This is a genomic window from Bacillus cereus group sp. MYBK220-1 (assembly GCF_051916445.1).
In the GTDB taxonomy this organism is placed as follows: domain Bacteria; phylum Bacillota; class Bacilli; order Bacillales; family Bacillaceae_G; genus Bacillus_A; species Bacillus_A cereus.
On sequence record NZ_JBQAGQ010000003.1, the window covers coordinates 322,106 to 340,408 of the forward strand.

Consider the following 18,303-nt stretch of genomic DNA (forward strand, 5'->3'; position numbering starts at 1 on the left):
TCCACTTCCTTTTGAATTTATTAGTGGAGGTAGCAACATTGTCTGTAAATCGAATTCTTGTTATTAACCCAGGTAGTACATCCACAAAAATTGGTGTTTTTGATAATGAAAGACCCGTTCTAGAAGAAACGATTCGTCATGACGTAGAACAGATTGGAAAATATAAGAGAATTATCGACCAATATGAGTTTCGAAAAGAAACGATTTTAGAAGTTCTACATTCTCATGGTATTAACATTTCAAAATTAAACGCTGTTTGTGGGCGTGGTGGATTACTTCGTCCAATCGAAGGCGGTACGTATACAGTAAACGATGCGATGTTAGAAGATTTGAAAAATGGCTTTAGCGGTCATCACGCTTCAAACCTTGGAGGCATTTTAGCATATGAAATTGCTTCTGGATTAAACATTCCTGCATTCATTGTAGATCCTGTCGTTGTAGATGAGATGGAGCCGGTTGCTCGTATAAGTGGCATTGCTGGTATGGAACGCAAAAGTATCTTCCATGCATTAAATCAAAAAGCAGTTGCTCGTAAAGTAGCTGAACAGTTAAATCACAAATACGAGGATTTAAATTTATTAGTTACACATATGGGTGGCGGTATTACAGTTGGTGCTCATAAAAAAGGAAGAGTAATCGATGTGAATAACGGTTTAAACGGAGAAGGACCATTTAGTCCAGAGCGCGCTGGTACAGTACCAGTAGGGCAACTAGTAGAAATGTGTTTCTCTGGTGAGTATTACCGTGATGAAATGATTAAAAAACTTGTCGGACAAGGTGGACTTGTAAGTTTAATCGGTACAAATGATGCGATTAAAGTAGAGCAAATGGTTGAAAAAGGTGATCCTGAAGCAACTCTTATTTATAAAGCAATGGCATATCAAGTTGCAAAAGAGATTGGCGGAGCTAGCGCTGTACTTCACGGGAAAATCGATGCAATCGTATTAACTGGTGGACTGGCATACAGTAAAATTCTTGTCGATGAAATAAAAGAGCGAGTGGACTGGATTGCAGATGTTATCGTACATCCAGGCGAAGATGAGTTAGAAGCGTTAGCAGAAGGAGCACTTCGTGTATTACGTGAAGAAGAAGCTCCAAAAGAATACGTTGTACGTGAAAAAGAAACGGTAGCTAGGGGTTGAGATAATGGCAAAAGAATATGATTTAGTCATCGTTGGCGGCGGTACTGGTGGATATGTTGCTGCAATTCGTGCATCACAACTAGGGTTAAAAACTGCACTAGTCGAAAAAGAAAATCTTGGTGGTACTTGTTTACACAAAGGATGTATTCCTAGTAAAGCTCTTTTACGTAGTGCGGAAGTATATGCAACTGCTAAAAAAAGCGAAGAGTTCGGAGTTATTGCAAGCAATGTAGAACTAAACTTTGCGAAAGTACAAGAGCGTAAAGAGAAGATAGTAACGCAGCTTCATAAAGGCGTTCAACATTTAATGAAACAAGGTAAAATTGATGTGTTTGAAGGTATTGGCCGTATTCTTGGCCCATCTATTTTCTCTCCGATGCCAGGGACAATTTCAGTTGAACTTGCAAGTGGAGAAGAGAATGAAATGTTAATTCCAAAAAATGTACTTATTGCAACAGGTTCTCGTCCAAATTCATTACCAGGTTTAGAATTAGACGGAGAGTACGTAATGTCTTCAGATCATGCTCTAAAAATGGAAACGCTTCCTAGTTCGATTATTATCGTTGGTGGCGGTGTAATCGGTATTGAGTGGGCATCTATGCTTGCTGACTTCGGTGTAGAAGTTACAGTATTAGAGTATGCGAAAACGATATTACCACTAGAAGATCAAGACGTTTCAAAAGAAATGCAACGTCTATTCAAGAAAAAAGGTATTAAAGTGGTAACTGGTGCAAAAGTATTACCAGAAACATTGGTAAAAGATAATGGAGTAACAATCCAAGCTGAACACAACGGTGAAAATAAAGAATTTAAAGCAGAAAAAATGCTTGTATCTGTAGGAAGACAAGCGAATACGCAAAATATTGGCTTAGAGAACACAGATATCGTTGTGGAAAAAGGATACATTCAAACAAATGAGTTTTATCAAACGAAAGAATCGCATATTTACGCAATTGGAGATGTAATCGGTGGCCTGCAACTCGCTCACGTTGCTTCTCACGAAGGAATTGCTGCAGTAGAACATATTGCAGGGAAAGAAGTTACACCAATCGATTACTCTATGGTATCAAAATGCGTATATAGCAGTCCGGAAGTTGCTTCTGTCGGTTTAACAGAACAAGAAGCGAAAGAAAAAGGCTATAAGTTAAAAGTAGGTAAGTTCTCATTCCGCGCAATCGGAAAAGCACTTGTATACGGAGAATCAGATGGTTTCGTAAAACTTGTAGTTGATGAAGAGACAAATGACATTCTTGGTGTTCATATGATTGGACCGCATGTAACAGATATGATTTCTGAAGCGGGTCTTGCAAGAGTACTTGATGCAACACCTTGGGAAGTAGCACATACAATTCATCCGCATCCATCATTATCTGAGGCGATTGGTGAAGCAGCACTTGCTGTAGATGGAAGAGCGTTACACGCATAAAAATGTGGATTTAGGAGGTTATGAAAAATGGCAGAAGTAAAAGAAAAGCGCCATGAAGAGCTTGGCTTAAGTGATGAGCAAGTATTAGAAATGTTCCGTACGATGTTACTTGCACGTAAAATAGACGAACGTATGTGGTTATTAAACCGTGCTGGTAAAATTCCATTCGTAATTTCTTGTCAAGGACAAGAGGCTGCACAAGTTGGAGCGGCGTTCGCTCTTGATAGAGAGAAAGATTATGCATTACCATACTACCGTGATATGGGTGTTGTACTAGCATTTGGTATGACAGCTAAAGAGCTTATGTTGTCTGCTTTCGCGAAAGCTGGAGATCCAAACTCTGGTGGTCGTCAAATGCCTGGTCACTTCGGTCAAAAGAAAAATCGTATTGTTACAGGTTCATCTCCAGTAACAACGCAAGTACCACATGCAGTTGGTATTGCATTAGCTGGAAAAATGGAGAAGAAAGATTTAGTAACGTTCGTTACATTTGGAGAAGGTTCTTCAAACCAAGGTGACTTCCATGAAGGGGCAAACTTTGCTGGTGTACACAAACTACCTGTTATTTTTATGTGTGAAAATAACAAATATGCAATCTCTATTCCAGTTGAAAAACAATTAGCATGTAAAAACGTATCAGATCGTGCGATTGGTTACGGTATGCCTGGATATACAATAGACGGAAACGATCCGCTTGCAGTATATAAAGCTGTAAAAGAAGCAGCAGATCGCGGTCGTCGTGGTGAAGGCCCAACTTTAATTGAAACAGTATCATATCGTTTAACAGCACATTCTAGTGACGATGATGATCGTGTTTATCGTGATAAAGAAGAAGTAGAAGAAGCAAAGAAAAAAGATTCAATTATAACATTCGCGGCTTATTTAAAAGAAGCTGGTGTATTAACTGAGGAATCGGAAAAACAAATGTTAGACGAAATTATGCATATCGTAAATGAAGCAACAGAATATGCAGAAAATGCTCCGTATGCAGCACCTGAAGATGCATTGAAGCACGTATACGCAGAATAGGGGGGAACGTTTCATGGCTGTAATGTCTTATATTGATGCTATTACATTAGCAATGCGCGAAGAAATGGAACGCGATGAGAAAGTATTCGTTTTAGGAGAAGATGTTGGTAAAAAAGGTGGCGTGTTTAAAGCGACACACGGTTTGTATGATCAATTTGGTGAAGATCGTGCGCTTGATGCACCGCTTGCAGAATCTGCAATTGCTGGGGTAGCAATTGGTGCGGCAATGTATGGTATGCGTCCAATCGCTGAAATGCAGTTTGCTGATTTCATCATGCCAGCAGTAAACCAAATTGTTTCTGAGGCAGCAAAAATTCGTTATCGTTCTAATAATGATTGGACTTGTCCAGTTACAATTCGTGCACCATTTGGCGGGGGTGTTCACGGTGCATTGTATCATTCACAATCTGTAGAAGCGATGTTTGCAAACCAACCAGGTTTAAAAATCGTTATCCCTTCTACACCATATGATGCAAAAGGCTTATTAAAAGCAGCCATTCGTGATGAAGATCCAGTATTATTCTTCGAACATAAACGTGCATATCGTTTAATTAAAGGTGAAGTGCCGGAGGATGACTACGTATTACCAATCGGAAAAGCAGATGTAAAACGTGAAGGTGATGATATTACAGTTATCACGTACGGATTATGTGTTCATTTTGCTCTTCAAGCGGCTGAAAAGTTAGCACAAGATGGCATCTCTGCACACATTCTTGATTTACGTACTGTATATCCATTAGATAAAGAAGCAATCATTGAAGCAGCTTCTAAAACAGGTAAAGTTCTTCTTGTAACAGAAGACAATAAAGAAGGAAGCATTATGAGTGAAGTGGCAGCAATTATTGCTGAAAACTGTCTATTTGATTTAGATGCGCCAATCGCACGTCTTGCAGGTCCAGACGTTCCAGCAATGCCATATGCACCAACAATGGAAAAATTCTTTATGGTAAATCCAGATAAAGTTGAAAAAGCAATGCGTGAACTTGCGGAATTTTAATCGGGGGGACTATACATGGCTGTAGAAAATATTACAATGCCTCAGCTCGGGGAGAGCGTTACAGAGGGCACAATTAGTAAATGGCTCGTTAATGTTGGCGATCACGTAAACAAGTATGATCCGCTTGCAGAAGTAATGACTGATAAAGTAAATGCTGAAGTACCATCTTCTTTCACGGGGATTGTAAAAGAGTTAATCGCTGGTGAAGGTGATACGTTAGCTGTAGGTGAAGTAGTTTGTGTGATTCAAGTAGAAGGCGCAGATGAAGTAGCAGCAACAGCTGTTGAAGAAAAAACGAAAGAAGAACCAAAGGCAGAAGTAGCTACGTCTGAAAAAGCACCGAAAGTAAAACAACCAACTGATGGAAAACCACGTTTTTCACCAGCTGTGTTAAAACTTGCGGGTGAGCATAACGTTGATTTAGATCTAGTAGAAGGTACGGGAGCAAACGGCCGTATCACTCGTAAAGATATTTTAAAGCTAGTGGAATCTGGAAATATTCCGCAAGCAGGTGCAGCGAAGAAAGAGGAAGCTGTAGCGGCAGTAGTAGAAGCTCGCCCAGAAGCACCAAAAGCAGCACCAGTAGCGCAAAAAGTAGAAGCTGCGAAACCAGTTTCTGTACCTACAATGCCTGGAGATATCGAAATTCCAGTAACAGGTGTGCGTAAAGCAATCGCAGCAAACATGTTACGTAGTAAACATGAAGCACCACATGCTTGGATGATGATTGAAGTAGATGTGACAAACCTTGTGTCATACCGTAACTCAATTAAAGGTGACTTTAAGAAGCGTGAAGGCTTTAACTTAACGTTCTTTGCTTTCTTCGTAAAAGCAGTAGCACAAGCGTTAAAAGAGTATCCTCAAATTAATTCAATGTGGGCTGGCGATAAAATTGTTCAGAAGAAAGATATTAACCTTTCTATCGCTGTTGCAACAGAGGAAGAACTATTTGTACCAGTAATTAAGCAAGCGGACGAGAAAACAATTAAAGGTATCGCTCGTGAAATTACAGAACTTGCAGGAAAAGTACGTACGAAATCGTTAAAAGCAGACGAAATGCAAGGTGGAACATTTACAATTAATAACACAGGATCATTCGGTTCTGTTCAATCTATGGGTATTATTAATTACCCACAAGCGGCTATTCTACAAGTTGAATCAATTGTAAAACGCCCAGTAATTATGGATAACGGTATGTTCGGTGCTCGTGATATGGTTAACTTATGTTTATCACTTGATCACCGAGTACTTGATGGTTTAATTTGTGGTAAGTTCTTAGGACGTGTTAAAGAAATTTTAGAAAACATGTCAGAAAACAATACATCTGTATATTAATAAAAAGCTCGCTTATGCGAGCTTTTTATTATCTTATTTCTTCATCTACATCCTACTATATGTATAAATACCTTTCCCAGTAATCTTACAATAAACGATTATGTATTAGGAATTTACGAAAATACATTGCTGATATATGGTATATGGATATAAAATAAGAAAAGAATAATTTTTTTGGCAAATCTTACTGATGAAACTGTAGTATAATATATTGTATTGTATGAAAAAGAGAGTTATTCTATATAAGTGTTTTATAGATAATGTGTAATCAGTCGTCAAAACATGAAGAATGTTGACTCCTGGTTTTTTATTTTTGCCGTAACAATGTTTCAGGAGGATGTCATGAAAAGAAGTACCGAGTTTCTAAAAAGTTTAGATGTAAAATTAATTTTAATTTTGTGTGCACTATGTGTGACGAGTATAGCTGCTATATATAGCAGTCAGCAAACGGGACAGTATGGAGCTGCAAACTTTGCTATGAAACAAGGTGTTAACTACATAATTGGGGTTGTATTGTTACTTCTTGTTGCAAGCATCGACTTAGATCAATTGCAAAAATTGTCTTGGCCACTTTATATTGCCGGGTTTGCTTCACTTATTCTTTTGAAAGTATTACCACCATCAGGTTTTACACCTGAAAAATTAGGTGCAAAAAGATGGTTTGTTTTCCCAGTATTTGGACAAATTCAGCCGTCTGAGTTTTTCAAAATTGCATTGCTACTTGTAGTAGCGAGTATAGCAGTAAAACATAATGCACAGTATATGGCAAGGACATTCCAAACAGATTTAAAGCTAGTAGGTAAAATTATGCTAGTGTCACTTCCACCTATGGCGGTTGTATATAGTCAACCTGATACAGGTATGGTGTTCTTATATGCTGCTGCTATTGCATGTATTTTATTTATGTCAGGTATTCAAAAGAAATTGATAGCATTATGTACAGTTATTCCGTTGACCATATTATCTGCTTTAATATTTATTTTCTTTAAGTATCAAGATTTTTTCTATAATAATTTAGTTACTTTACTAAAACCTCACCAACAGTCGCGTATTGTAGGTTGGTTAAATCCATTTGAAAATGCAGATCAAGGTTATCAAACGCAACAATCGATTTTAGCTGTAGGTAGTGGAGGAATGGAAGGTAAAGGGTTTGGGGGAGGAAGCGTCTATATCCCAGAGAAGCATACTGACTTTATTTTCGCTACAATTGCCGAAGAAGGTGGATTTATCGTAGCAGCCTTAGTTGTCTTCTTGTTCCTATTACTACTATATCGAACAATTATTATTGGTTATTCCGCTGATAATTTATTTGGTACATTATTATGCGCTGGATCGATCGGTATATTAACAGTTCAAATATTCCAAAACATCGGTATGATCGTTGGATTAATGCCTGTAAAAGGTATTGCATTACCTTTCTTATCGTATGGGGGAAGTTCCTTATTCTCGAATATGATTATGATGGGGCTCATACTATCGGTACGGAAAACGTATAAAAAATATATGTTTTCAGTTAAGTAAAAAAAGCTGGTTCGTTTTTAAACGAACCAGCTTTTTTACATATATGCTCATAAACGTTGCAAACTAAAACAGGATAGCAGTTTGAGACGGGTAAGGAGTGCAAAGTGATGCATATGCATATTTTTGAAGGAGCACGGCATCTTTCTAATAGTGAATGGGTTATTCGGGCTATTATAGCATACATATTTTTAATATTAGTTGCGAAAGCGATGGGGCAAAGGTCTATCGCACAACTTCGTTTTTTAGATGTTGTATTAGTGTTATTGCTTGGTGGGAATATTTCTAACGCATTGTCTGATGAAAAAGTAGGGTTACTGGGCTCGATGATTACAACGTTCATACTCGTTGTACTTCATATTATAAGCTCAGTTTTAATGCTGAAATGGGATAGATGGAGACGTTTTTTAGAGCCAGCACCTATCATTCTTATACATAATGGTTCCATTGATTTTAGCAATTTGAAAAAGGCGAGAATTACCGTGGAATATTTGTTTTCGGAACTTCGTATGCGAAATGTGAGCGATATTCAAACGATTAAATTAGCATTATGGGAAGCGAACGGTGTCGTTTCTATATTTCGGTATCCAGAATATGAAGCAGTTTCACGGCTTGATCTTAAAGTGGCGGGAAAAAAATCTCCAGTTTCTTTTGTATTAGTAAAGGATGGGAGGATACAGAAAGATGTTCTTGCATTATTAGGAAAAACAGAAGCGTGGGCGAGAAAATTTCTAGAGGAGAGTACAGAAGTCGAATCCATTATGTTAGCTACAGTAGATGAATCACATAAAATAAATATTTTGTTAAAAAAATGAAAAATATACGCATTTTGTCGTTTCGTACATATGATACAATAGTGTGGACAACGAAAAAGGAGGCGATACGGTGGGATATGTAGAAGAATTACGAAAAATAGTTGGTCATCGCCCTTTAATTTTAGTTGGTGCTGTTGTACTCGTTATAAATGAAAATGGATATGTTTTATTGCAGCAGCGGACAGAGCCGTACGGAAAATGGGGACTACCTGGTGGGCTAATGGAGCTTAGTGAATCACCAGAAGAAACAGCTTATCGTGAAGTATATGAAGAGACAGGAATAAAAGTGAAGAACTTGCAACTAATCAATGTATTTTCTGGAGCGAACTACTTTACAAAATTAGCAAACGGTGATGAATTTCAATCTGTAACAACCGCCTATTATACAGATGAATACGAAGGGGATTTTGTTATGAATAAAGAAGAAGCAGTTCAGCTTAAATTCTTTTCAGTAACAGAACTACCTGACTATATTGTAGGATCGCATAAAAAAATGATTGCTGAATATATGAAGATTATGGAAAAAAAGATATAATCATAGTGAAAGAAATACAAAAACACAGTTCTGGTTGGTAGTCCAGACGCATGATTTCATGTCAGTAACCTTCCCCTCCGGGATGTCCCGTATTTCTAATCTTTTAAAGGAGGGGCTGTCAATGGATTTGACAGTATATCACGATGGCCAATTTTTTGTTGGAATCATTACATGCAAAGAAAAAGGGAAATTGTATGGAGCGAGGTATATTTTTGGGGCGGAACCGTCAGATGAAGAAGTGCTTATGTTTGTGAATAGTTCACTTTTAGAGCATTTTCAGCACTTTGCAAAATGTGGTGTAGAAATTAAAGAAAAACAGCGTCCTAAAAACATAAAGCGTACCATACGACAAGCAGCAAAAGAAATAAATATTAAACGTTTTACTAAGGCGCAAGAGGCGATTAGTTTATCTTATGAATTGCATAAACAAGAAAAGAAAGTGCAGTCTAAAGAGAAGCGAGAAGCTGAAAAAGAAAGAAGACGTTTAATGAAAGTACAAAAAGCAAAGCAAAAACATCGTGGTCATTAAAGAAAAGGTGTTAGAGCAAGAGCTCTAACACCTTTTCTATACTTAAATACAAGTAAACTTACTTGTATTTCATAAACATTAACTGGTAAGATACAAATAGGTAGTTTTAGAGGAGGGAAAAGAGTGATTAATTTTAACTTTTTTATGAATGATGTTGTCCGCCAAGCGCGTGAAGAGATTGTCTCTGCTGGATATACAGAATTGACGACGCCAGAAGCGGTAGAAGAAGCGTTTAAAAGAAATGGAACAACACTTGTAATGGTAAACTCTGTATGTGGTTGTGCAGGTGGTATTGCTCGTCCTGCTGCTGCGCATTCCGTACATTATGATAAACGTCCTAACCACCTTGTAACGGTGTTTGCAGGGCAAGATAAAGAAGCGACAGCAAGAGCGCGTGAATATTTCGAAGGGTACCCACCTTCTTCTCCATCATTTGCTTTATTAAAAGATGGAAAAATTGTAACGATGGTAGAGCGTCATGAAATTGAAGGTCATGAACCGATGCAAGTTATTGCCAAACTACAATCATATTTCGAAGAGAATTGTGAAGAACTATAAAAAATAAGAGAAAAGGCGGCACGTCCACAATCAAGTGGATGTGCCGCCTTTTTTATTTATTATTAAAATTTCTGAGATATGCATAGTTGTGTTATTTTATGCATTTTTTTATACATAAAAAACAGCGTTTATATTGTTTGTTTATTTATTTTTATTTTATATATTGCATAAAAATAAAAGTGCTGATACAATACAAACATCGAATAAATATTCTATTAAACTTTTAAATATACATTATTAGGGGGAAGAAAGATGAAGAAGTTAGTATCAATATCGTTTGCACTTATTTTAATTTTAAGTATGTTCAGCGCTTGTAGTAATGGGGAATCGAAAGAAACAAAAGGAAATAAGAAAGTACTCGTAATGGGAACTTCAGCAGATTATAAACCATATGAATACGTAGAAGCTTCAAAAAGTGATGAAATTATCGGCTTTGATGTTGATGTTGCTAAATATATCGGAAAAGAACTTGGGTATGAAGTGAAAGTGAAAGATATGGATTTTGGTGGTTTATTAGCATCTCTTAGTTCAGGAAAAGTTGATTTCGTAATGGCAGGCATGACGCCAACTGCAGAGCGTAAAAATAATGTTGATTTTACAGATATTTATTTTGTTGCGAAAAATATGGTCGTTTCTAAAAAGGATTCTAACATTCAATCTGTAGAGGGTTTAAAAGGGAAAAAAGTAGGGGTACAAACAGGGTCTATTCAAGAAGAGAAAGCAGCAGAATTTAAAAAACAAGTAGATTTCCAAGTTGAGGGACGTGACCGTATACCAGAAATCGTACAAGAAATTAAAGCTGGTCGTTTTGACGCTGCAATTATAGAAGACACAGTTGCTAAAAATTATTTAGAGAAAATGAAAGATTTACAAGGAATTGAAATTAAAGAAGCACCAGAAGAAGTTGGAGCAGCAATTGCCCTTCCGAAAAACAGTGATAAAACAGCAGAATTTAATAAAGTAATTAAAAAAATGCAAGAAAATGGAGAAATGGATAAATTAGTGAAGAAATGGTTTGGCAGCGGAAAATAAGCTGCCTTTCACTTTTCTGTGAGGGGAATGAAAAGAATGAACTTAGATTTTTCGGCGATTACGCCTTCGATACCATATATACTAAAAGGTTTAGAAGTTACTTTGAAAATTGTAGCAGTATCAGCTTTAGCAGGATTTATTTTAGGAACGCTATTAGCACTTTGTAAAATTGCTAGAATACGAGCATTAAATATAGCAGCAGATTTTTATACATCAATTTTTCGTGGTACACCCCTTGTATTGCAATTAATGATTATTTATTTTGGTGTCCCGCAAATAATTGGTTATGAAATACCAGCATTCTTAGCTGCTGTACTTGCATTTAGCTTGAATTCAGGTGCATACATGTCAGAAGTAATTCGTGCTGGTATTCAAGCGGTGGATAAAGGACAAACAGAAGCAGCAATGGCTTTAGGGGTACCATACGGAAAAATGATGAGAAATATTATTTTCCCTCAAGCATTAAAAAATATATTACCAGCGCTTGTGAACGAATTTGCGACACTTACGAAAGAATCGGCTGTAGTAACAGTAATAGGCGCGACTGATTTAATGCGTCGTGCTTACATCGTAGGCGGTGAGACATTTAAATATCTTGAACCATTACTTTTTGTTGGACTGATTTATTATATGTTAGTCATTATTCTTACATTAGTCGGGAAGGCAATTGAAGGGAGAATGAAGAAAAGTGATTAAAATTGAAAACCTTCATAAATCATTTGGTAAAAACGAAGTATTAAAAGGAATTACAACAACGATTGAAAAAGGGGAAGTAGTTGCAATTATAGGACCTTCTGGATCAGGAAAATCAACATTTTTACGTTGTATGAATATGTTAGAAGCACCAACGGATGGTCACATTTGGATTGGAACGGAAGAAGTAACGAATCCGAAAACGAATGTTATGCATGTTCGTGAAAATGTCGGTATGGTATTTCAACATTTTCACTTATTTCCTCATATGACTGTATTAGAAAATATTACGTATGCTCCTACCAATGTAAAAGGGGTAACGAAGCAAGAAGCTGAAAAGAAAGCTGAGAAACTTTTAGAAAAGGTTGGACTAGTAGATAAAAAAGATACGTATCCAAATCGTCTTTCGGGAGGACAAAAGCAACGTGTAGCAATTGCAAGAGCGTTAGCAATGGAACCCGAAGTTATGTTATTTGATGAACCGACATCGGCGCTAGATCCAGAGATGGTGAAAGAAGTGTTAGAAGTTATGAAATCGTTAGTTACGACAGGAATGACGATGGCTATCGTTACACATGAAATGGGCTTTGCAAAAGAAGTGGCAGATCGTGTTCTTTTCTTGGACGGAGGAAAGCTTGTAGAAGATAGTGCGCCAGAAGAATTTTTTGCAGCACCGAAAAGTGAACGTGCGCAACAATTTTTACAAAAAATATTGTAATATGAAAAGGTTATGTGAATAATAAGTAGAAAAGGATGACATTGTGTCATCCTTTTTTTATACTAGCTGTAAATACGTTTATACATATAGGAGTAATGATATGTTTAAAATTGGATACCGTACAGTAAAAACAGCAATAGGGACAGGCGCGGCAGTTTTTATTGCTCAGTTATTAGGGTTGGAATTTTATAGTTCAGCAGGTATTTTAGTTATTTTATGTGTACAAAATACGAAGCGCAAATCGCTTCAAGTGTCGTTACATCGTTTTCTAGCTTGTGTATTATCAATGGTATTCGCGTTTTGTATTTTTGAAACGATCGGCTATACACCACTTGCAATTAGCATATTGTTACTTACATTTATTCCGACTGCAGTAATGCTTAAAATTCAAGAAGGCATTGTCACGAGTTCAGTTATTGTTATGCATCTATATTCATTGAAGCAAATTACATGGCTTATAGTTGGAAATGAAATTGCTATATTAACGATAGGGATTAGCGTGGCGTTATTAGTAAATATGTATATGCCGAGTAGTGAAAATAAGCTAAAAGAGTATCAGGATAAAATAGAGAGCAATTTTAAAACGATTTTGTTTGAAATGGTTGTGTATTTACGAAATCGAGAAAGTAGTTGGAGTGGGGCAGAACTCATTGAAACCGAGAATATGTTAAATGAAGCAAGAGATTTATCGTTTAAAAAACTTGAGAATGCATTTATGCGAGAAGATGATTATTACTATCGTTATTTTAATATGCGTATGCAACAATTCGAAATTTTAGAGCGAATGATACCACTAGCAGCTTCTTTATCATGGACATATGAACAAGCTGATATGATTGCAGATGTTGTTGAAAACATTGGTAATGCTATTAGCCCTGAGAGTACTGGCGTTATTTCCTTAAGGCAGCTTCAAGAAATGAGGGGATTATTTAGAGACATGCCATTACCAGCTACACGCGAAGAATTTGAGATACGTGCGAAACTTGTTCAACTTGTGTATGAAATGGAACAATATTTACTCATTAAAAGTCGCTTTAAGGGAAAGGATAATATAAAAGAACTTATATAGAAGGTAGGAATTATCTATGCCGTATCTTCTCTCTATCATATTATGTCTTTCTTTATCGCCGATTTGGCCTCTTGGGGATAATCCACGTGCCGGAGATCCTTTTATTATTGTAAATAAAGCAACGAATAAATTAGCTTACATTGACGATGGAAAGATTCAAAAGGTTTTTCCAGTAGCGACAGGGAAAACGAATGAATTAACTCCAGAAGGAACTTTTGATGTTGTAATGAAAGCGAAGGATCCGTATTATATTGCGAAGGATATTCCAGGTGGGTCGCCAAAAAATCCACTTGGGTCAAGGTGGATTGGATTTAATGCAAGAGGAACTGATGGAAGTAAATATGGAATACATGGAACAAACCAACCGAGTTCAATTGGAAAGTATATTTCACAAGGGTGTATAAGAATGAAGAAAAACGATGTGGAATATTTGTTTGATCGCATTCCAATTGGAACGAAAGTATGGATTGTGAAATCGAAAAAATCATTTCAGCAATTGGCAAAAGAAAAAGGAGCCGTTGCATATGAAAAAGCCAACGAAAAGGTTGGCTTTTTCTATTATAATAAGTTGTCTTGACATGTGTACATAACCGTGCGTTAATGAGAATATAGAAAGATAAAATTAGATAAAGGGGTTGCTCATATGTACTTGAATCCAAAACTTTCGTATATGCAGTTTTTTATGGGATTTCTATTTGTTATTACATTCATATTGGCAACTTTTAATATATGTTCTTATCTGGTAGCGATTGTATGTATGGCATTACTTAATCTAACTTTTGTTATTGGAGCATTTCAGCAGAAACAATATACAAGTTTTGTAATAGCACTTGTAATGTCATTTTCCTTTAGTATTGTAGCGATTGTGTTTTATATAAAATAAACCATCTCGATGTCGAGATGGTTTATTTTGTCATGTGTAAAAAGTAAAAAAAGGACGAACACATCGCCCTTTTTACCAAAACATACTCGCGCCAGCAAGTAATGTTGTTACAAGCATAGAAATCAGCATCACATAAACCATAACTTTTTGAGCTTTTTTATGCATCGTTATACCTCCTTGCAAATCAGTACAATTTCATTGTAACGAGAAATGAAATTATGGACAAGGGGAGAGTGAGGACAAAATTCGGGAGGGGATTGCAAAATATAACAGGAAATTTGAGTGTGTATAGAGAATATAGTAAAAGGGTATATTGTTAATTTTTAGTTGGGCAAGCTGAAGAATGGAGATACGATGATGAAAATATACGAAACAGATCGTTTATACTTAAGGGAAATTGATGAGTCGTATGCTGAAACAGTTCTTCAATATTACGACAGAAATCGTGAATTTTTAAAAGCTTGGGAAGAGTATAGACCGGATGATTTTTTTACGCTAGATTATCAAAAGAAAAAGTTGCAAAAGGATAGAAAAGAGTTCGAAGAAGGGAAAATCATCAGACTATGGATTTTTAAAAAGGGTGATGATACGAAAATAATTGGGTGTATTTCATTTAATTTAATCGTTCGTGGCATTTATCAATCTTGTGTACTCAGTTATAAATTAGATAAAGCAGAGTTAAACAAAGGGTATACGACAGAAGCGCTTAGAAAAGCAATTCAAGTTGCTTTTGGGGAATTTCAGTTACATCGTATAGAAGCTCCGATTATGCCTCGTAATTTAGCATCTATACAAGTAGTAACGAAGATAGGTTTTCAATATGAAGGCGTGTCTAGGAAGATGTTAATGGTAAATGGCGTGTGGGAAGATCATATGCGCTGGGTATTGTTAAATGAGTAATAGAAAGCAGATGGTTATCTAGACATGTAAACCATCTGTTTTTTGTCTTGTATTTCGAAACTTTTGCGAAATTCTGTTATAATTAATAGTGTTACATACATAATGGTAGTGCAGGAGGCGCAGTCTTATGATTAATCAAGAACGTTTAGTAAATGAATTTATGGAATTAGTACAAGTAGATTCTGAAACGAAATTTGAAGCAGAAATCTGCAAAGTATTAACGAAGAAATTTACAGATTTAGGTGTAGAAGTATTTGAAGATGACACAATGGCTGTAACTGGTCATGGTGCAGGTAACTTAATTTGTACTTTACCAGCAACAAAAGATGGTGTTGATACAATTTACTTTACTTCTCATATGGATACAGTAGTTCCTGGTAATGGAATTAAGCCTTCTATTAAAGATGGATATATCGTATCAGATGGTACAACAATTTTAGGTGCGGATGATAAAGCTGGATTAGCATCAATGTTCGAAGCAATCCGTGTTTTAAAAGAGAAAAATATCCCTCATGGTAAAATAGAATTTATTATTACAGTCGGAGAAGAATCAGGTCTTGTTGGTGCAAAAGCATTAGACCGTGAGCGTATTACAGCGAAATATGGCTACGCATTAGATAGCGATGGAAAAGTTGGTGAAATCGTTGTTGCAGCTCCAACACAAGCGAAAGTGAACGCAATTATTCGCGGGAAAACAGCTCACGCTGGTGTAGCGCCGGAGAAAGGTGTATCTGCAATTACTATCGCAGCGAAAGCAATTGCGAAGATGCCACTTGGTCGCATTGACTCTGAAACGACTGCAAATATTGGACGTTTTGAAGGTGGTACACAAACGAATATCGTTTGCGATCATGTACAAATCTTTGCAGAAGCTCGTTCTTTAATTAATGAGAAAATGGAAGCACAAGTTGCGAAAATGAAAGAAGCATTTGAAACAACTGCAAAAGAAATGGGCGGTCATGCAGACGTTGAAGTAAACGTTATGTACCCAGGATTTAAATTTGCTGATGGCGATCACGTTGTAGAAGTTGCAAAACGTGCAGCTGAAAAAATTGGTCGTACACCTTCTCTTCACCAAAGTGGTGGCGGAAGTGATGCAAACGTAATTGCAGGACATGGTATCCCAACAGTTAACTTAGCGGTTGGTTATGAAGAAATTCATACAACAAACGAGAAGATTCCTGTTGAAGAATTAGCAAAAACAGCAGAATTAGTTGTTGCAATTATTGAAGAAGTAGCGAAGTAATGGAATAGAAAAAGCGTGTAAATCAATTATGATTTACACGCTTTTTATTTTGATTCGATTGCTTTGACAAGACGTATAAGCGAATATAAGAAAAACTATGGAAGTATATACGTTGTTGCTACATGTACTAGACGAGGGAATAACCCTAACGTATTCATATTGAAAATCGGAAGTAGTAAATAATTAATTGCAATGATTAATATAACTACAAGGAATGTATAGTTGAGTTTATCCCGCTATTTGCCGGACAGTAAGACCCCCACCTCAAAATTCAGCGAAAGTAAAGAAGTTAGGTGGGGGCCCTGCTGCCCGTAAAAGTCCGATTAGTGAGAGTTGATTAAAGTTTCGATTTATATCGATTATAAAAAAGAACAAGTAATTATTATAACTATTGTGCAAAATTTGATATAATAAAAGAACGAACGTTCTGATTAGGGAGTGAGTACTATGCGAGAAATGTATCCGAAAAATGGTCGTGTTATTTTACATGTAGATATGAATTGCTTTTTCGCATCTGTTGAAATTGCTCATGATCCATCATTACAAGGAAAGCCATTAGCGGTTGCTGGAAATGAAAAAGAGAGAAAAGGAATTATTATAACATGTAGTTATGAGGCGAGGGAATACGGAATACGTACGACGATGCCCCTTTGGGAAGCGAAAAGGTTATGCCCGCAATTAGTTGTAAGGCGTCCTAATTTCACATTATATCGCGAAGCTTCATTTCAAATGTTTCAAGTCCTTTCTCGTTTTACAGAAAAGATACAACCAGTCTCAATAGATGAAGGATATTTAGATATTACAGATTGCTACGCACTTGGTTCGCCTCTTGAAATAGCAAAGATGATTCAACAAGCACTATTAACAGAGTTGCAGCTTCCGTGTAGTATCGGAATCGCTCCAAATCTTTTCCTAGCAAAAACAGCTTCTGATATGAAAAAACCTCTCGGTATTACCGTACTTCGAAAACGTGATATTCCAGAAATGATTTGGCCACTTTCAGTTGAAGCAATGCATGGGATTGGAGAAAAAACAGCTGAAAAATTAAATGAAATTCATATACATACAATTGAACAGTTAGCGAAGGGAGACGAGCATATCATTCGCGCTAAAATTGGCAAGCACGGTATTGATTTACAAAAGCGTGCAAAAGGTACGGATGATAGGGAAGTGGATCCGAGTCAAATGGGCCAACATAAAAGTGTCGGTAACTCGATGACTTTTTCAAAGGATATGGATGAAGAGAAAGAATTACTTGATATGTTAGAACGGTTATCAAAATCAGTGAGTAAAAGATTACAAAAGCGAACCCTTGTCAGCTATAATATTCAAATTATGATTAAATACCATGATAGGCGAACAGTAACACGGAGTAAGCAATTGAAAAATGCAATTTGGGAAGAACGCGATATTTTTCAAGCAGCATCCCGTTTATGGAAGCAACATTGGGATGGTGATTCCGTTCGTTTACTAGGTGTTACAGCTACTGAAATAGAGTGGAAGACAGAATCGGTGAAACAATTAGATTTATTTTCATTTGAAGAGGATGCGAAAAAAGAACCACTACTTGCTGTCATTGATCAAATTAACGATAAGTATGGAACACCGATTTTACAACGAGGTAGTCAACTACTACGTAAGCAAGAGAAGTCGTTTCAACAAAAGTTAGAAAATAAGTTTATGTAGAAGGTGTCATGAAGTAGTAAAATCATGACACCTTTCCTATTATACAGGCACCAAGTGATACGAGAGCATTTGTCCGTAACCCAGCCATTCGGTGTCTCCATTGTCTTTCCATTCCAATGCAAGCTCCTACAATAATTGCTATAACTAACCTGAATACAATGTCGTACCATACCATCATGGTCACCTCCATAT

The 18,303-nt window shown here is 36.6% G+C and carries 20 protein-coding genes and 1 pseudogene; 19 read left to right on the plus strand and 2 right to left on the minus strand.

Annotated elements, in window-relative coordinates:
• The first annotated feature begins 38 nt into the window (after window positions 1–38).
• From buk to ACTFRU_RS15480, 16 genes are all read left to right on the plus strand, one after another.
• Window positions 39–1,142, plus strand: a complete 1,104-nt coding sequence (gene buk / locus ACTFRU_RS15405; RefSeq protein ID WP_000115781.1) for a butyrate kinase — start codon at window positions 39–41, stop codon at window positions 1,140–1,142.
• A 4-nt stretch (window positions 1,143–1,146) separates the two neighbouring features.
• On the plus strand, window positions 1,147–2,568 hold the full coding sequence (gene lpdA / locus ACTFRU_RS15410; protein WP_001051289.1) for a dihydrolipoyl dehydrogenase: 1,422 nt from the start codon (window positions 1,147–1,149) through the stop codon (window positions 2,566–2,568).
• A gap of 27 nt (window positions 2,569–2,595) precedes the next feature.
• Window positions 2,596–3,597, plus strand: a complete 1,002-nt coding sequence (gene bfmBAA / locus ACTFRU_RS15415; protein ID WP_000852551.1) for a 3-methyl-2-oxobutanoate dehydrogenase subunit alpha — start codon at window positions 2,596–2,598, stop codon at window positions 3,595–3,597.
• Window positions 3,598–3,610: 13 nt separating this feature from the next.
• Complete coding sequence (gene bfmBAB, locus ACTFRU_RS15420; RefSeq protein ID WP_000290071.1) at window positions 3,611–4,594, plus strand: 3-methyl-2-oxobutanoate dehydrogenase subunit beta; 984 nt, start codon at window positions 3,611–3,613, stop codon at window positions 4,592–4,594.
• 15 nt (window positions 4,595–4,609) lie between these two features.
• A complete protein-coding gene (locus ACTFRU_RS15425) occupies window positions 4,610–5,929 on the plus strand; it encodes a dihydrolipoamide acetyltransferase family protein (RefSeq protein WP_000257660.1) in 1,320 nt (439 codons plus the stop codon).
• A gap of 342 nt (window positions 5,930–6,271) precedes the next feature.
• Window positions 6,272–7,450, plus strand: coding sequence for an FtsW/RodA/SpoVE family cell cycle protein (locus tag ACTFRU_RS15430; RefSeq protein WP_000831181.1), 1,179 nt, complete (start codon window positions 6,272–6,274; stop codon window positions 7,448–7,450).
• A 107-nt stretch (window positions 7,451–7,557) separates the two neighbouring features.
• On the plus strand, window positions 7,558–8,262 hold the full coding sequence (locus tag ACTFRU_RS15435) for a DUF421 domain-containing protein (RefSeq protein ID WP_000550961.1): 705 nt from the start codon (window positions 7,558–7,560) through the stop codon (window positions 8,260–8,262).
• 70 nt (window positions 8,263–8,332) lie between these two features.
• Window positions 8,333–8,797 carry an NUDIX hydrolase gene (locus ACTFRU_RS15440; protein WP_000542549.1) on the plus strand — a complete coding sequence of 155 codons (465 nt, stop codon included), beginning with the start codon at window positions 8,333–8,335 and terminating at the stop codon, window positions 8,795–8,797.
• A 121-nt stretch (window positions 8,798–8,918) separates the two neighbouring features.
• A complete protein-coding gene (locus tag ACTFRU_RS15445; RefSeq protein ID WP_000366588.1) occupies window positions 8,919–9,326 on the plus strand; it encodes a YjdF family protein in 408 nt (135 codons plus the stop codon).
• Window positions 9,327–9,470: 144 nt separating this feature from the next.
• Window positions 9,471–9,884, plus strand: coding sequence for a BrxA/BrxB family bacilliredoxin (locus tag ACTFRU_RS15450; RefSeq protein ID WP_001979317.1), 414 nt, complete (start codon window positions 9,471–9,473; stop codon window positions 9,882–9,884).
• 252 nt (window positions 9,885–10,136) lie between these two features.
• On the plus strand, window positions 10,137–10,916 hold the full coding sequence (locus ACTFRU_RS15455) for a transporter substrate-binding domain-containing protein (RefSeq protein WP_000737663.1): 780 nt from the start codon (window positions 10,137–10,139) through the stop codon (window positions 10,914–10,916).
• 36 nt (window positions 10,917–10,952) lie between these two features.
• Window positions 10,953–11,612, plus strand: coding sequence for an amino acid ABC transporter permease (locus tag ACTFRU_RS15460; protein WP_001046916.1), 660 nt, complete (start codon window positions 10,953–10,955; stop codon window positions 11,610–11,612).
• A complete protein-coding gene (locus ACTFRU_RS15465; RefSeq protein WP_000590206.1) occupies window positions 11,605–12,327 on the plus strand; it encodes an amino acid ABC transporter ATP-binding protein in 723 nt (240 codons plus the stop codon). The genes ACTFRU_RS15460 and ACTFRU_RS15465 overlap by 8 nt, the downstream gene beginning before the upstream one ends.
• A gap of 100 nt (window positions 12,328–12,427) precedes the next feature.
• The gene (locus ACTFRU_RS15470; protein ID WP_000472673.1) at window positions 12,428–13,396 is read left to right on the plus strand and encodes an aromatic acid exporter family protein; all 969 of its coding nucleotides are present in this window, start codon (window positions 12,428–12,430) and stop codon (window positions 13,394–13,396) included.
• Between the two features lie 16 nt (window positions 13,397–13,412).
• Window positions 13,413–13,973 carry a L,D-transpeptidase gene (locus tag ACTFRU_RS15475; RefSeq protein ID WP_001146566.1) on the plus strand — a complete coding sequence of 187 codons (561 nt, stop codon included), beginning with the start codon at window positions 13,413–13,415 and terminating at the stop codon, window positions 13,971–13,973.
• Between the two features lie 66 nt (window positions 13,974–14,039).
• Window positions 14,040–14,279: a DUF3894 domain-containing protein gene (locus tag ACTFRU_RS15480; RefSeq protein WP_000281167.1), complete on the plus strand. Its 240-nt coding sequence runs from the start codon at window positions 14,040–14,042 to the stop codon at window positions 14,277–14,279.
• A gap of 72 nt (window positions 14,280–14,351) precedes the next feature.
• On the opposite strand, the gene prli42 is transcribed toward ACTFRU_RS15480, so the two are convergent.
• On the minus strand, window positions 14,352–14,444 hold the full coding sequence (gene prli42, locus ACTFRU_RS15485) for a stressosome-associated protein Prli42 (protein WP_000549040.1): 93 nt from the start codon (window positions 14,442–14,444) through the stop codon (window positions 14,352–14,354).
• Window positions 14,445–14,633: 189 nt separating this feature from the next.
• Here prli42 and ACTFRU_RS15490 point away from each other — a divergent pair, with 189 nt between their 5' ends.
• The 3 genes from ACTFRU_RS15490 (at window position 14,634) to ACTFRU_RS15500 (ending at window position 18,111) form a co-directional block, all read left to right on the plus strand.
• On the plus strand, window positions 14,634–15,179 hold the full coding sequence (locus ACTFRU_RS15490) for a GNAT family N-acetyltransferase (RefSeq protein WP_001987197.1): 546 nt from the start codon (window positions 14,634–14,636) through the stop codon (window positions 15,177–15,179).
• A gap of 127 nt (window positions 15,180–15,306) precedes the next feature.
• Window positions 15,307–16,425 carry a tripeptidase T gene (locus ACTFRU_RS15495; protein ID WP_000609803.1) on the plus strand — a complete coding sequence of 373 codons (1,119 nt, stop codon included), beginning with the start codon at window positions 15,307–15,309 and terminating at the stop codon, window positions 16,423–16,425.
• Window positions 16,426–16,872: 447 nt separating this feature from the next.
• Window positions 16,873–18,111, plus strand: coding sequence for a DNA polymerase IV (locus ACTFRU_RS15500; RefSeq protein ID WP_001208858.1), 1,239 nt, complete (start codon window positions 16,873–16,875; stop codon window positions 18,109–18,111).
• A gap of 40 nt (window positions 18,112–18,151) precedes the next feature.
• Here ACTFRU_RS15500 and ACTFRU_RS15505 read toward each other — a convergent pair.
• A pseudogene (locus ACTFRU_RS15505) lies at window positions 18,152–18,286 on the minus strand (MgtC/SapB family protein); the annotation flags it as partial.
• Between the last annotated feature and the right edge of the window lie 17 nt (window positions 18,287–18,303).